The 15,774-nt window shown below is 69.0% G+C and carries 10 protein-coding genes; 9 read left to right on the top strand and 1 reads right to left on the bottom strand.

Annotated features, from left to right (window positions below):
- Positions 1-155: 155 nt before the first annotated feature.
- A complete protein-coding gene (locus AC3IRM_RS11310) occupies positions 156-1,967 on the bottom strand; it encodes a DUF885 domain-containing protein (RefSeq protein ID WP_489203247.1) in 1,812 nt (603 codons plus the stop codon).
- Between the two features lie 249 nt (positions 1,968-2,216).
- Between AC3IRM_RS11310 and AC3IRM_RS11305 the strand changes: the two genes are divergently transcribed.
- The 9 genes from AC3IRM_RS11305 to AC3IRM_RS11265 all read left to right on the top strand — a co-directional run bounded on the left by AC3IRM_RS11305 (position 2,217) and on the right by AC3IRM_RS11265 (position 15,770).
- On the top strand, positions 2,217-3,848 hold the full coding sequence (locus tag AC3IRM_RS11305) for a TldD/PmbA family protein (protein WP_489203246.1): 1,632 nt from the start codon (positions 2,217-2,219) through the stop codon (positions 3,846-3,848).
- A gap of 463 nt (positions 3,849-4,311) precedes the next feature.
- The gene (locus AC3IRM_RS11300; RefSeq protein WP_489203245.1) at positions 4,312-5,946 is read left to right on the top strand and encodes a TldD/PmbA family protein; all 1,635 of its coding nucleotides are present in this window, start codon (positions 4,312-4,314) and stop codon (positions 5,944-5,946) included.
- Between the two features lie 12 nt (positions 5,947-5,958).
- The gene (locus tag AC3IRM_RS11295; RefSeq protein WP_489203244.1) at positions 5,959-7,293 is read left to right on the top strand and encodes a TldD/PmbA family protein; all 1,335 of its coding nucleotides are present in this window, start codon (positions 5,959-5,961) and stop codon (positions 7,291-7,293) included.
- Positions 7,294-7,871: 578 nt separating this feature from the next.
- Positions 7,872-8,570, top strand: coding sequence for a DUF4159 domain-containing protein (locus AC3IRM_RS11290; protein WP_489203243.1), 699 nt, complete (start codon positions 7,872-7,874; stop codon positions 8,568-8,570).
- A gap of 52 nt (positions 8,571-8,622) precedes the next feature.
- Positions 8,623-9,624 carry an AAA family ATPase gene (locus tag AC3IRM_RS11285; protein WP_489203242.1) on the top strand — a complete coding sequence of 334 codons (1,002 nt, stop codon included), beginning with the start codon at positions 8,623-8,625 and terminating at the stop codon, positions 9,622-9,624.
- A gap of 8 nt (positions 9,625-9,632) precedes the next feature.
- On the top strand, positions 9,633-10,562 hold the full coding sequence (locus AC3IRM_RS11280) for a DUF58 domain-containing protein (RefSeq protein ID WP_489203241.1): 930 nt from the start codon (positions 9,633-9,635) through the stop codon (positions 10,560-10,562).
- Positions 10,559-11,713 carry a BatA domain-containing protein gene (locus AC3IRM_RS11275; protein ID WP_489203240.1) on the top strand — a complete coding sequence of 385 codons (1,155 nt, stop codon included), beginning with the start codon at positions 10,559-10,561 and terminating at the stop codon, positions 11,711-11,713. Before AC3IRM_RS11280 ends, AC3IRM_RS11275 begins: the two co-directional genes overlap by 4 nt.
- Positions 11,704-13,959, top strand: coding sequence for a hypothetical protein (locus AC3IRM_RS11270; RefSeq protein WP_489203239.1), 2,256 nt, complete (start codon positions 11,704-11,706; stop codon positions 13,957-13,959). The genes AC3IRM_RS11275 and AC3IRM_RS11270 overlap by 10 nt, the downstream gene beginning before the upstream one ends.
- Positions 13,956-15,770, top strand: a complete 1,815-nt coding sequence (locus AC3IRM_RS11265) for a carboxypeptidase regulatory-like domain-containing protein (RefSeq protein WP_489203238.1) — start codon at positions 13,956-13,958, stop codon at positions 15,768-15,770. The genes AC3IRM_RS11270 and AC3IRM_RS11265 overlap by 4 nt, the downstream gene beginning before the upstream one ends.
- Positions 15,771-15,774 lie beyond the last annotated feature (4 nt).

Raw genomic sequence — 15,774 nt, 5'->3', positions numbered from 1 at the left:
GCGACGACGCCGCGGTACCTGCTGGCCGTGATCGCTCACCGCGCAGTCGTGGGTTTCGCCAGCGCCTCTATCGGGAGTTCCGGATTCGAGTCACTGGACCCCGGCGTGCGCCGGGGCGACGTCACCTTGCGGTCAGCGATTCGAGAACCAGTCGCTTACTCGATCGTCTCGTCCAGCATCAGCTGACGCGCGAAGCGTACCGGCGGCGCGCCCTGGGCGAGCATGGCGTCGTGGTACTGCTTGAGGTTGAACGCCTCGCCAGCCTTGGCTTCTGCTGCCTTGCGCGCGTCGAAGTGTTCCTGCGCGCCGACGAAGTAGGTGGCGAGCTGTGTGGACGACAGCTGCGCGCGGATCCACTTGCCTTCGGCTTCGCTGGTCTGCTGGAAGGTCTGGCGGACCATCAGGTCCATCGCCTGTTCCTTGGTCCAGTTGTCGACGTGCACGCCCTGGTCGAGGATCGCGTTGGCGACGGCGCGCGCATAGAACTTCAGCTGCATCAGGCGGAACAGTGGATCGTTGTCGGCGTAACCGGCGTCGGCCATCATCCGCTCGGTGTAGACCGCCCAGCCTTCTGCGAACGGGCCCGAGCGGAACACCGCGCGCAGCGTCGACGGGTGATTCGCCGAATGCGCGCCTTCGAGGTAATGGCCGGGCATCGCCTCGTGGATCGTCAGTACGTGGATCATGTGCTTGTTGTATTCGCGCAGGAACGAATCGACCTGGCCGTCGTCCCAGTCGTCGGGGATCGGCGAGATCGCGTAATAGGTGTCCAGGCCCTTGTCGAGCGGTCCCGGCGAATCGCAGTAGGCAACCGCGACGCCGCGCTGGAATTCCGGCATCAGGATGATCTTGACCGGATCGTCGGGGACCGTGACCAGGTCGTGCTGGCGGGTGAATTCGGTCGCGACGTCCAGCGTGTGCTTGGCGAAATCGACGACCTCGTCGCGGCCCGGCTTGTCGGCGTAGGCGACTTCCATCGCCGCTTCGATCGCCGCCTGGCGCTGGTCCTCGCTCGGCTGCGCCGGGGTTTCCGGTGCACCTTCGCGATCCTTCAGCACGGCCTGGGCGACGACATACATCTCGTCGCGGATGCGCACGAGTTCGGCTTCCGCGCGCTGGCGGATGTCCTGGCGGCTGAGCGAGGAATTGAGCGCGAACTTGAGCTTCTGGTCGTAGATGTCGGCGCCGACGCGGAACTCGCCCTTTGCGTTCGGCACCAGCGTGCCGTCGAGCCAGGTCTGGTGTTCGTCTACCGCGGCGCGCAGCGTCTCCACCGCGGCGTCGAGACGCGTCCGGTCTTCGCCCTGCAACTGGTCGGCGTTGGGCGTGATGAAGGTTTCGATCAGCGACAGCACGCCCTTGTTCTGCGCGGCGACGGTGCGCGCATGGGTCGCGGGCACGCGCGCGGGGTCGAGGTTCTCGCGCGCCTGGGCGAGGATTGTCGGGATCTTCTCCATGCGCGCGGTCGCCGACTTCAGGCGCTCGGGCATCGGCGCGAACTCGCGCGCCATCAGGGTGTAGATCGCGCCGCCGGCCAGGCCGCTGTACATCTGCGGATCCCAGGCCCAGCTCTGCAGCGTCTCGGTGTCCCAGAGGCCGTATTCGAGCGTGTTCTTCAGGATCAGCGCATCGACATGGTTGTCGCGCGAGAGCTGGGCCAGATCGATCGCGTCGAGTTCGGTCAGGTAACGGCGGTTGAAGTCGAGCCCCGCCTGGCGGCCGGCCGCGGAGAGATCGTCGACCTCGGAATCGAAGCGGTGATCGCCGATCTGCGTGGCCGAGATCGGCGACATTCGCATCGACTCGTCGAGGAAGCGCTTCGACAGGTCGGCGAATGCGGCGTCGGCCCGCGACGGCGCAGTGGCGGTCGCGCCGTCCTGCGTGGTGGCGGGCGTGGTCGGCGCCTCACGGTTGCAGCCGGCGAGGGCGGCGGTGAGCACGGCGACAGCGAGCAGGGAACGACGCATGCGGCGGTTTTCCGGGTATGGGACAGCGGGCAAGCATAGAGGCGCCCTGGTCGCCCCGCATGTGCCGATGGTGGCGGAACGCGTCGCGCCCGTAGAAGCGCGCTCGCGCGCGATGTGGCCTTTGCCGATGAAGCCACATCGCGCGCAATCGCGCTGCCACACGGGCTGGAACGCAATCCTGATTTGACGCATGCACCTTGCGCACCGAAGAATCGGGCGGTGTGCGGCCATCGCCGCGGGGAGAGTGGAATGCGGCGTCGTGACTTCATGGCCTACGGTGGAATCGGGCTCGGCAGCCTGTTGTTGCCCGGTGGCATCGGCCGCGCGATCGCGGCGGAAGAGCTGACCAGTACGCTCGATCCGGCGCTCAAGAAGCGGCTCGCCGACGTGGCGCTGCAGGCCTCGCGCGACGGCGGGGGCAGCTATTGCGATGTCCGCATCGGTCGCTACCTGCGCCAGTATGTGATGACCCGCGAGACGCGGGTCGAGAACGTGGTCAACGAGGAATCGACCGGTGTCGGCATCCGCGTCATCGCCAACGGCGCCTGGGGGTTCGCGGCCACGCGATCGCTCGATCCAGACGGGATTGCCGAAGCCACACGTCAGGCGCTGGCGATCGCCAAGGCCAATGCGCGCATCCAGACCGCGCCGGTGCAACTGGCCCCGGTGCGCGGCGTCGGCGAAGTGTCATGGGCCACGCCCGTGCGCCGCAACGGCATGGCAGTGCCGCTGGAGGAAAAGGTCGCCCTGCTGATGGACGTCAACGCGGCGGCGACTGCCGAAGGCGCGGACTTCGTGAGCTCGCGGCTGTTCCTGGTCAACGAGCAGAAGTACTTCGCCAGCACCGACGGCTCCTATATCGATCAGGACGTGCACCGGATCTGGGCGCCGTTCACCGTCACCGCCGTCGACAAGGCCAGTGGCAAGTTCCGCACGCGCGACGGTCTCGCCGGTCCGATGGGCCTGGGTTACGAATACCTCACGCCCGATTCCGCGCAGCGCTTCGAGCTGCCGGGCGGCGTGATCGCCTACGGACAGGCCTACGACATGCGCGCCGATGCCGCGGCCGCGGCGCGTCAGGCGCGCGAAAAGCTGTCCGCGCCGTCGGTGCAGCCGGGGCGCTACGACCTCGTGCTCGACCCGTCGAACCTGTTTTTGACCATCCACGAGAACGTCGGTCACCCGCTCGAACTCGACCGCGTACTGGGCTACGAGGCCAACTACGCCGGCACCAGTTTCGCCACGCTCGACAAGCGCGACGAGGGCTATCGCTGGGGCAGCGACATCGTCAATTTCTTCGCCGACAAGACCCAGCCGGGCAGCCTCGGCGCGGTCGGTTACGACGACGAGGGCGTGCAGTGCAAGCGCTGGGATCTGGTCAAGAACGGCATCCTCGTCGACTACCAGACCACGCGCGACCAGGCGCACATCCTCGGCAAGACCGAGTCCGATGGCTGCAGCTATGCGGACGCATGGTCGAGCGTGCAGTTCCAGCGCATGCCCAATGTCTCGCTGGCGCCGGGCAAAGCGCCGCTGACGGTCAAGGAGATGATTGCCGGCGTCGAGCGCGGCCTCTACATCCACGGCCGCGGCTCGTACTCGATCGACCAGCAGCGCTACAACGCGCAGTTCGGCGGGCAGCTGTACTACGAGATCAAGAACGGCGAGATCGCCGGCATGGTCGAAGACGCGGCCTACCAGATCCGCACGCCGGAGTTCTGGAACGCCTGCTCGGCGATCTGCGACGAACGCGACTTCCGCTTGGGCGGCTCGTTCTTCGACGGCAAGGGCCAGCCGAGCCAGGTCTCTGCGGTGTCGCACGGCTCGGCGACGACACGTTTCGACGGCATCAACATCATCAATACGGCGCGGAATATTTGAGGCGTGCAACGCGCTTCGCAGGATGGGTAGAGCGGAGCGAAACCCATGCTGCTAGCAGAAGTCCGCATTGATGCGGTCGTCTGCCCTCACCCCAACCCCTCTCCCCGAGGGAGAGGGGCTCAGTCCGTGCGTAGGTTAGGCTTTTCGCTACTTCCACGACGCGCTGAGCGCATCGCATGATCCAGCACCTCTCCCTCCGGGAGAGGTCGACGCGCGCAGCGCGTCGGGTGAGGGCAGGCAGTGACGAAGTGCAAAACATCTCCGCTCGATCCAAGCGGTCATCTCCAACGCATCGACCGCGACACAGCGCCCAGCGACCCCCGTCACACGCGCCTGTGCCGAAAGTCACTGGACCTTTCGCCCGCATCGCGTCAAGAATCGGGGTGGCCCCGCAGGACGCGAAGCCGCCTTCAACCCCGTCCGTGGCGAGCGCCGCTGCGGACCCGTTCTCCGGAGAGCTCCCTTGCATAGACGCGACTTCCTCGCCCTCGCTGGTGTCGGCGCGGGCGGCCTGATGCTGCCTGCCGTCTTCGGCCGGGTCATCGCCGCCGAGCAGCTGGTGTCCACGCTCGACCTCGGCTTCAAGAAGCGACTCGCCGATGCCGGCCTCAATGCCGCGACGTCCGCGGGCGCCACCTATTGCGATGTCCGCGTCGGCCGCTACCTGCGCCAGTTCGTGATGACACGCGAGGACAAGGTGCAGAACGTCGTCAGCACCGAGTCGATCGGTGTCGGCGTGCGCGTGATCGCGGGCGGGGCCTGGGGCTTTGCGGCGACCAACACACTGACCGAGCAGGGCGTGGCCGAAGCCGCGCGCCAGGCGACGGCGATCGCGATGGCGAACTCGAAGGTGCAGACGGCGCCCGTGCAGCTGGCGCCGGTCAAGGGCGTCGGCGAAGCCTCATGGCGCACGCCGATCACCAAGAACGGCATGGAAGTGCCGGTGGCCGAGAAGGTGGAACTGCTGCTCGGCGTCAACGCCGCGGCGATGGGTGCGGGCGCGAGCTTCGTCAATTCGACGCTGTTCTTGGTCAACGAGCAGAAGTACTTCGCCAGCACCGACGGGTCCTACATCGACCAGGACGTGCACCGCATCTGGGCGCCGATGACGGTCACCGCGATCGACAAGGCCAGCGGCAAGTTCCGCACCCGCAGCGGGCTGTCCTCGCCGATGGGCATGGGCTACGAATATCTGGACGGCGCGGCGTCGGGCAAGATCGTCTCGCCCAATGGCGTGACCAACTACAGCAAGTCCTACGACATGCGCGAGGACGCGATCGCCGCGGCCCGCCAGGCGCAGGAGAAGCTCAAGGCGCCGTCGGTCAAGCCCGGTCGCTACGACCTGGTGCTCGACCCCTCGCACACCTGGCTCACGATCCACGAGGCGATCGGTCATCCGCTCGAACTCGACCGCGTGCTCGGTTACGAGGCCAACTACGCCGGCACCAGCTTCGCCACGCTCGACAAGCGCGAGCAGCGCTTCCAGTACGGCAGCGACATCGTCACCGTGTTCGCCGACAAGACCCAGGAAGGCAGCCTCGGCGCCGTGGGCTATGACGACGAAGGCGTGGCGACCAAGCGCTGGAACATGATCACCGACGGCAAGCTGGTCGATTACCAGGCGATCCGCGACCAGGCCCACATCCTCGGCAAGACCGAATCCGACGGCTGCTGCTATGCCGATTCGTGGTCGAGCGTGCAGTTCCAGCGCATGCCCAACGTCTCGCTGGCGCCGGGCAAGGCCAAGCTGAGCGTCGCGGACATGATCAAGGACGTCGAGAACGGCATCTACATCATCGGCGACGGCTCGTTCTCGATCGACCAGCAGCGCTACAACGCGCAATTCGGCGGCCAGCTGTTCTACGAGATCAAGGACGGTGCGATCACCGGCATGATCGAGGACGTGGCCTATCAGATCCGCACCCCGGAGTTCTGGAACGCCTGCACCGCGATCTGCGACGAAAGCGATTACCGCCTCGGCGGCTCGTTCTTCGACGGCAAGGGCCAGCCGAGCCAGGTCTCGGCGGTCTCGCACGGCTCGTCCACCGCCCGCTTCGACGGCATCAACGTGATCAATACCGCGCGTTCGCTCGGCTAAGGAGACTCCAACATGACCATCTTCACCGAAGCCCAGGCGCGCGAGATCCTCGAAAAGACCGTCGCCCTGTCCACCGCCGACGAATGCACGGCCACGCTGGCCGGCTCCGTCGACGGCAACATCCGCTTCGCGCTCAACAACGTGTCGACCAGCGGCATCGTCAGCAACGCCGAGCTCGCGGTGCAGGTCGCGTTCGGCAAGCGCGTCGGCACGGCCAGCATCAACGCCTTCGACGAGGCCTCGCTGCGCAGCGTGGTCAAGCGCGCCGAAGACCTCGCACGCCTCGCGCCGGAAAACCCGGAATTCCTGCCGGCGATCGGCAAGCAGGAGTACCGGCCCAGCCCGACCTTCAGCGAATCGACGGCTGCGATCACCCCGGAATTCCGCGCACAGGTCGCGGCCGGTTCCATCACCCCGTGCCGCGCCGAGAACCTCATCGCGGCGGGCTTCCTCGACGACGGCAAGAACTTCGTCGCCTTCGCCAACAGCAACGGCAACTTCGGCTACCAGCAGGCGACCAACTTCAACTACACCTGCACCGTGCGCACCGAAGACGGTCGTGGTTCCGGCTGGGTCGGCCGCAACCTCAAGGACGCCAGCGCGTTCAACGCCGAACGCGACGTGCGCGTGGCGATGCGCAAGGCCAGCGATTCGGCCGAGGCCAAGGCGCTGGAGCCGGGCAAGTACACCGTGATCCTGGAGCCGGCGGCGGCCGCGGGCCTGATCAGTTTCATGATGCGGTTCTTCGACGCGCGTACCGCGGATGAGGGGCGCAGCTTCCTGTCCAAGCGCGGCGGCGGCAACAAGCTGGGCGAGCAGGTCTACGACCCGCGGGTGAACATCGTCGCCGACCCGTGGCACCCGGAAGCGGCGGTGATGCCGTGGGACGGCGAAGGTCTGCCGCGCGAGCAAATGCCGATCATCGAGAACGGCAAGATCGCCAACCTCGACTACTCGCGCTTCTGGGCGCAGCAGCAGGGCAAGCGCGCGGTCGGTCGACCGGGCAATTTGCTGATGTCGGGCGGCGAGGGCACGACCGCCGATCTGATCCGTGGCACCGATCGCGGCATCCTGGTCACGCGCACCTGGTACATCCGCATGGTCGATCCGCAGACCGTGCTGCTGACCGGTCTCACCCGCGACGGCACGTTCTACATCGAGAACGGCGAGATCAAGCACCCGGTCAAGAATTTCCGCTTCAACGAATCGCCGGTGATCATGCTCAACAACATCGACGAGCTGGGCCGACCGGTGCGGGTGGGTGGCGACGAGTCGTCGATGGTGATGATGCTGCCGCCGATGCGGCTCAGGGATTTCACGTTCACGTCGTTGTCGGATGCGGTCTGAGGACGTTGCGCACTCGCGCCGTCGGATAGCACGAGGCTTCTGCTCGCCGTGACGCACGCAGTGCAGTTTGCAGACCCGAAAGGCGCCGGCCATGGATGGCCGGCGTTTTCCGACCGAGGCAGGATGCCGAGTCGGAAAATCCCGGTGCACGCGACGCCGCGGGCTGTGGACGTGTCGGGGAAGCGCTTTTCTTTGGTTTCGTTTCTTTTGGCGCTTACCAAAAGAAATGAACTCGGTCGCGTTAGCGGACGAAAGCGTTGGATTTTCGCGTTTGCTTTTGCTTCCGGCGAGAGGAGAAAAGTCAAACGCTTCCACTCGCCTTGCGGCGAGCGGGTTCATTTCTTTTGCTGGCCCAAAAGAAACGGAACCAAAGAAAAGGGCCAGCCCCGACCACAGCGTCAGGGCGAGTCATTCGTTCCGGGATTTTTCGACTCGCCATCCATGGCTCGGTCGAAAAACGCCGCACATCCATGTGCGGCGCCCTACGGGTCTGCGTCCTGCATTGACCATTCATTGCAAAGCCAAAGCCAAAGCCAAAGCCAAAGCGAGTACCCCGGCCCTGCGAAGTCGCGCGCACGATGAATCGCCGCCAGTCCTTACAACTGTTGCTCGCCAGCGCCGCAACGCTCGCGCTGCCACCACTCGAGGCCCAATCGGCCCGCTACGACTTCTGGTTCACCCGCCTGCGCTACGAGTCGGGCAACTGGGATGTAGACCAGCGGATGCCGTCCAACGTCATCACGTCGCTGATCGATTACACCAGCCTGCGGGTCGATCCGGAGGAGCGGGTCGTCGCGCTGTCGGATCCGAAGATGCTGGCATCGCCGTTCTGCTATCTGGCGGGACACAAACTGGTCGAGTTCAGTCCGGCCGAGCGGCGCAACTTCGAGCGCTACGTGCGAGGTGGCGGCTTCGTGTTCGTCGATGACTGCAACCACGACATTGACGGCCTGTTCGCCAAATCGTTCGAGGCGCAGATGGCCGCGATCTTCGGCGCGTCGGCGTTGCGGAAGCTGCCGAACAATCATGCGCTCTACCGCAGCTTCTTCCAGTTCCCGGATGGGCCCCCGGCGACGAGCTTCGAGCTCAACGGCTGGGGCGACGATCTGGTGCACGACTATCTCAAGGGCATCACGATCGACGGGCGCCTGGCCGTGCTCTACAGCAACAAGGATTACGGCTGCGAGTGGGACTACGACTGGCGCAACAAGCGTTTCCTGGCCGAGGACAACACCAAGTTCGCGGTCAACATCGTCATGTATGCGTTGAGCGCATGACCGGCATTTCTGTCGTGGGCGCGCGCCCACACCCGCATTTTTCGAGGCACGCATGACCGAGACAGCCCCCACCGAAGCCGACCTGCAGGCGCGCCTCGCCGAACTCGATGCGCTGCGCGCCGCGATCGGGCGCGCGGTCGTCGGCCAGGCCGATGTCGTCGAACAGCTGCTGGTCGCGCTGCTCGCGGGCGGTCACGTGCTGCTCGAAGGCGTGCCGGGCCTCGGCAAGACCTTGCTGGTGCGCACGCTGGGGCAGGCGCTCGATCTCGGCTTCCGGCGCGTGCAGTTCACGCCCGACCTGATGCCCAGCGATCTGCTCGGCACCGAACTGCTCGAGGAAGATCACGGCACCGGCAAGCGCCACTTCCGCTTCCAGGAAGGCCCGGTGTTCACCCAGCTGCTGCTGGCCGACGAGCTCAACCGCACGCCGCCCAAGACCCAGGCCGCGTTGCTGGAGGCGATGGCCGAACGCACGGTCAGCCATGCCGGCGTGACTCGTGCGTTGCCGCGGCCGTTCTTCGTGTTGGCGACGCAGAATCCGATCGAACAGGCCGGCACCTATCCGCTGCCCGAAGCGCAGCTCGATCGTTTCCTGCTGCACGTCGCGCTCGGCTATCCCGATGTCGACGAAGAGCAGGCGATCCTCGCGCGCACCACCGGCACGGCCGAGGCCGAGGTGCCGCGGGTGATGGGCGCCGAGGCGGTGCTCGCGCTGCAGGCGCTGGTGCGCCAGGTGCACGTGAGCGAGGACCTGCTGGCCTGGATCACCGCACTGGTGCGTGCGACGCGTCCGGGCGAGGGCGCGCCGGAGATCGTGCGCGAGTACGTGCGCTGGGGCGCGGGTCCGCGTGCGGGCCAGTCGCTGGTGCTCGCAGCGAAGGCGCGCGCGCTGCTGCAGGGCCGGCTCGCGGCGACGCGCGAGGATGTCGCGGCCCTGCTCGCGCCCGTGCTGCGCCATCGTCTGGTGCTGTCGTTCGCGGCCGAAGCGGCGCAGATCGATGCCGATGCGGTGATCGCCGGCCTGTTGCGCGCCTTGCCCGCGCCGGCGCGCTGATCGCCGCGATGGCGACTGCGGGACCCGACGCACCCGGAACGCCGGTGGCCGACGCCGATGGCGACATGCTGTCGCCTGCGTTGCGGTCGCTGCTGGCGACGCTGCGCCTGCGGCCGCGCCACGCACTGGGACGACAGGGCATCGGCCATCACGCGAGCCGCAACCGCGGCAGCGGACTGGAGTTCGCGCAGTACCGCGCCTACGAGTCCGGCGACGAGCCGCGGCAGATCGACTGGAAGCTCTACGCGCGCAGCGACAGGTTCTTCGTCCGAGAAGCCGAGCGCGAGAGCCCGGTGCGTGCGTGGGTGCTGCTCGACACCACGGCATCGATGACCCAGACCGACGAAGCCTTGCCGCCGCGCACGCGCTTCGATGTCGCACGGCTGCTGGCGACCTGCGTCTACGAGATCGCGCAGCGTCAGGGCGATGCCTGCGGTCTGGTGCTGTGCGGCGGTGCGGGCGTCGCGCTGGTCACGCCAGGCACCGGGCCGCGCCAGCGTGACCGGCTGCGGCATGCGCTGGCTGCGGTGCGGCCGAGCGGCGAATGGCCGGATGCGAAGGCGCTGGCGCCCGCTTGGGGACGCATCGGACGTGGCGACCTTGTCGTCGCGATCGGTGACTGGTTCGATGAGGCCGCGGTCGAGCAACTGGTCCAGCTCGCCAATGCGGGTCGCGACGTGCTCGCCCTGCAGGTGCTGACCGCGGACGAGCGCGATTTCCCGTTCCGCGATGGACGTCGCTTCGTCGAACCGGAGGCCGGCGAGTCGCTGCTCGGCGATGGTCCTGCGCTGCGCGCCGATTACCTCGCGCGCTTCGAGGCCGCGCGACACGCGCTGGCGGCGCGATTCTCCGGAGCCGGCATCCGCTTCGCCACGCATGTGATCGACACGCCGCCGGAATCCGTCCTCAGCACGCTGTTCGGCGATCGCGCGTCATGAGTGTCGGTCTGCTCGCGCCAGCTGCGCTCGCAGCGTTGATCGCGTTGTTGTTGCCGCTGTTGCTGCATCTGGCGCGGCGCGATGCGACGCGACCCACGCCCTTCGCCGCGTTGCGCTGGCTGCGCGAGCGGCCGAAACCGCGACGTCGCCTGCGGTTCGACGACTGGTCGCTGCTGCTGGTGCGGCTGCTGCTGCTGGCACTGCTCGCGGTCTGGCTGGCGTGGCCGGTCCTGCACGGCGAAACCGCGCCGGCGCGCTGGACCGTCGTCGTGCCCGGCGTCGCCGACGCAGCGCTGCCGCGTGCCGAAGATGGCGCGCCGGCGCCACGCTGGCTGGCGCCAGGGTTTCCCGAAATAGGGCGCGAATCCGCGCCGGCACGCGACGGCGCCAGTGTCGCCAGCCTGCTGCGCGAGCTGGACATGACCGCGCCGCCCGGGACCGCGTTGACCGTGCGGGTGCCCGACACGATCGATGGCGCCGACGGTGGACGCATCGTGCTGTCGCGGCCGGTCGACTGGCAGATCGTGGCGGGCAGCGGAACCGACGTGGACGTGGCGCCGGTCCCGCCGCCACGTCTCGATGTCTTCGGCATCGCCGCCGATGATCCGGCACTGCGTGTGCTGCGCGCCGTTGCACGCGCGTGGCGCCCGGAGGATGCCGACGCGCTGCGCATCGCTGATGCAGACGAAGCGCCGCGCGCGGATGCGACTCCCGTGTGGTGGGGCGATACCGCGCCGCCGGCCGCGTTGCGTGCGCAAACGGGTGGTCGCGTGCTGCTGCTGGGCCCGGCCGTACCGCGCGACGCGATCGACTGGCAGCCGGTCCGGCAGGGCGCCGCAGGCGCCGCGTTGTTCGAACGCGCCGCCTGCGGCGAGGCGATCTGCGTGCGTTTCGCGCAGGCCGTTGATCCGGCGACGATGCCCGTCCTGCTGGATCCCGGATTCCCGTCGCGCCTGCGCGACCTGCTGCAGCCGCTGCCTGCGCCGCAACGCATCGCCGCAGCGGATCTGACACCGTCGAACGGTGCCGATGCCTGGGCGCCGACACCGCGCGATCTGCGGCCGTGGTGGGCCTTGCTCGCCGCGCTGGTCTTCGCGCTGGAGCGCTGGATGGCCGCAGCGCCGCGTCGGAACCGGTCGGCATGGGCGTGACCGCGCAGCTGTCCCGCACGCTGGGCGCCGCGCGCCGTCGCGCAATCGCGATCGTGCTGCTGCGTGCGCTGCCGCTGGTCGCGGGCATCGCAGTGCTGGGGTGGCGACTCGCGGGCGTGCCGCTCGCGGCCGGCCTCGCGCTGGCGGGACTGGCGACCGTCGCGTGGCTGGCGTCGCGGCGTGCGGCGCGCTTCGATCGTGCCTGGCTGACCCGCAGCCTGGACGCGGATCGCGCCGACATGGACGACAGCGCCGCGCTGGTGTTCGCACGCCCCGAGGCGCTCGGTGCGCTGCAGCGGTTGCAGCAGTCGCGTCTGCTGGCACGTCTCGCGGCGACACCGTGGGTGCCTGCACCCGCACCGTTGCCGACGCGCGCGATCGCGGCTGCCTGGGTGGCCGGCGCGGTCCTGATCGCCGCTGCCGTGTGGTGGCCGCCGATCACGCCGCACGCGGACACGCAGACACGTGCGGTGTCGGCTTCCGCTGCGGTGGACGGCACGCCGGTCCTGCAATCGCAATCGCTGCGGATCGATGCGCCGGCCTACACCGGCCAGGCAGTGCGCACCCAGACCGGACTCGACGCACAGGCGCCCGCGGGCGCGACGTTGCGCTGGACGTTGCGCTTCGCCCCGCAGCCGCAGCGTGTGGCGCTGCGGCTGCACGATGACAGCGAGATCGCGTTCGTCCGCGATGGCGAGAACTGGGTGGCGACGCTGCGGCTCGACCAGCCCTGGCTGTACCGCATCGCCGTCGATGGCGACACCGACCACATCCTGGCGCGCGCGCAGCCCTGGCGACTGGACGCGGTGCCGGACCGGCCGCCCGAGGTGCGCGTGCGGACGCCGGAAGAGACCCTGTCGACCTACGCGCGCGGACAGCGCGCCTGGGCGCTGGCGTTCGAAGCGATCGACGATCACGGCGTTGCGGCTGACGCGCAGCTGCGGATCACGGTCACGCGTGGCAGTGGCGAGGCGATCACGTTCGAGGACCGCACGATGCCGCTGCGCGGCCGCGGCGATGCGCGCGCGATGACGTTCGCGACCACGCTCGATCCGGTCGCGCTGGGGCTGGAAGAGGGCGGCGATCTCGTCGCCCAGCTCGAAGTGCGCGACAACCGCGCGCCGGCTCCGCAACGCGCCCGCAGCGCCAGCCTGATCCTGCGCTGGCCGCCGCCGGCGCCGGTCGATGCGGACGGGCTCGAAGGACTCGCACGCGACGTGTTGCCCGCCTATTTCCGCAGCCAGCGCCAGATCATCATCGATGCCGAAGCCCTGATCGCGGAACAGCCGCGCATCGAGCGCAACGTCTTCGAAGGACGCTCGGATGCACTCGGCGTCGACCAGCGCATCCTGCGCCTGCGCTACGGCCAGTTCCTCGGTGAGGAATCGGAAGGCGGGCCGCGTGCGCCACCCACCGCCGATGCGCAAGCGCCGCCGCCACCGCCACCGCCGCGCAAGCCGCTGCCGATCGACGACTTCGGCCAGACCGACGCGCCCGCGGTGGAGGCGGACGATGATCACGCGCACGCCGATGACGACCACGCGCACGACGCGTCCGCGCCGCAGGGCGCGGCCGCGCACGACGACCACGATCACGACCACGCACCGCAGGACGCCATGACCTTCGGTCGCGCCGACGACGTGCTGGCGACGTTCGGCCACACCCACGACCTGCCGGAAGCGGCGACGCTGCTCGATCCGAAGACGCGCGAGATCCTGCGCGGCGCGCTGCAGGCGATGTGGCAGTCGGAACTGCACCTGCGCCAGGCCGCGCCGCGCGAGGCACTGCCGCACGCCAACCGCGCCCTCGAACTGATCAAGCAGGTACAGGAAGCCGATCGCATCTATCTGGCGCGGGTGGGCTCGTCGTTGCCGCCCGTCGATCCGACGCGACGCCTCGGTGGCGACCGCGACGGCATCGCGCCGCGCGCCGTGCCGGCGCCGGACGTGGAGTCCGACGCCGCGCCCGCGAATGCCTGGCGCGCGCTCGCCTGGAACGATGCGCCGGATCTGGACGCATTGATCGGCTGGGCGCAGGCGCATCCGCGCCAGGTCGACGATCCGCTCGCGTTGCTCGCCGCCGTCGATGCGTTGCGACGCGACGCGGCCTGCGTGGATTGCCGGCAGGCCTTGCGCGGACAGTTGTGGCGCGTGCTGCAGCGACCGCTGCCTGCACCCGCACGGCGCGCATCGCCCGATGCGATGGGCGCACGGTACCTCGATGCATTGCAGGAGGACGCGCCATGAGCCCGGATCGCTGGCTGCTCACCGTGCTTGCCGTCGGTGCCGCGCTCGCGGTGCTGCGACTGGTCATCGGACATCTGCGTGCGACGCCCGACGCACGTCCGGCCGTGTGGCGCACGAGCGCGCTCGTCGCGTTGACCATGGTGTCGACAGGCCTGCTGTATCGCGGCCTGTTGCCGCCGCCCGTTGCGGTCGAGCGCGGCACGCTGGCCGTGCTGACCGCGGGTGCGGCCGGGCTTGCGGTGCCGGCGGCCGAGGTCGGCGTCGCCTTGCCCGAGTCCGGCGACGTGCCGCCGGGCATCGAACGCATGCCGGATCTCGCGACCGCGTTGCGTCGGCATCCCGATGCCCGCGCACTGGTCGTCGTCGGTCATGGACTCGAAGCACGTGATCGCGATTCGGTCGATGGTCGTGCGCTCGCGTTCGTGCCTGCCGAAACGCCTGCGGGGCTTGTCGAACTCGGTGCGCCGGAGCCGATCGGTGCGGGCTCGCGCTTCGAAGTGCGCGGCCGCGTCGCGGGAGTCGACGCGGCACGCGTCTCGCTGCTGGATCCCGCGGGGCGTGTCGTGTCGACCGCGGAGGTTGACGACACCGGACGTTTCCGGCTGGACGCGACCACGCGCGATGCGGGCGCGACCCTGTTCGATGTCGTCGTGCACGACGCGAACGCGCGCGAGATCGAGCGCGTGCAGGTGCCGGTGATCGTCGATGCGGCCGCGCCGGTGCGCGTGCTGCTGATCGCGGGATCGCCGAATCCGGACATGCGGGCGCTGCGTCGCTGGGCCGAGGATGCGGGTCTCGCCTTGCGCTGGCGTACGACCTTCGGTGGCGGTGCGGGCGTGGGCGATGCGCCTGCCTTCGATGCCACATCGCTCGCGCAGCTGGATCTGGTGCTGCTCGACACGCGCGCCTGGGATGGCCTCGGCGCCAGCGCGCGTGCGTCGTTGCTGACCGCCGTGCGGGGTGGGCTGGGCCTGCTGATCCATGCGCCACAGGCGCCGTCTGCAGCGCTGCGTGGCTGGCTGCGCGGCGCCGGGCTGACGATCGAGACGGGGCGCGCCGTCGACTGGGAACCGGACGTCGGCCCGGACGATGTCGCGCGGCTGCGCGCCTGGATGGGGCCGGGCAGCGACGATGCACCCTTCGATCCGTTGCTGGCCGGTGAAGCGGCGCCGACGCTCGCGTATCTGCCGCTGTCGGGCGGCGCACCGGCGCCTGGCGATGGGCCGTCCGGAATGATGCGGTGGCAGGCGGCAGGGCAGGGGCGCATCGGTGTGGTCACGCTCGCCGACAGCTGGCAGCTTCCGCTGGCCGGCCGCGTGGATCTGCACGCCGGCCTGTGGAGTGGCTGGGCGGAAACGCTCGCCCGCGCCGGTGACTTGCAGCTGCCGCGTTTCGAAGGCGAATTCCGTGTGGGCACGCGTTCGATGATCTGCGGGCTGGAGGCCGACGCGCGCCTCCATGCGCCCGACGGCACGACATCCGCGCCCGTGCCCGATCCCGCGGCGAACGGGTGCGCCGGCATCTGGCCGACGGTGGCCGGATGGCATCGCATCGAATCGGCCTCCGGCAGCTGGCCGGTCCTGGTCCGCGCCGAAGAGGCCGCCGCAGGCCTGCACATCGCCGCACTGCAGCGTGCGACGCAGGCGCTGGTGCGCGCATCGGACACGACGCCCGACACGATGACGGCGACACGTCCGGGCCGCGCCTGGCCGTGGCTGCTGGCCTGGCTGTGCGTCACTGCTGCGCTGTGGGCATTGGGTCGCGCGCGCGCGGGGCGTCAGCAGCTGCCCGGGCCCGCACGAAGCGCATAATCCC

The sequence above is a fragment of the Luteimonas sp. KH_071 genome (genome assembly GCF_057838005.1).
Note: the sequence above shows the minus strand (reverse complement) of the source record. Positions and strands in the feature narration are given on the sequence as shown.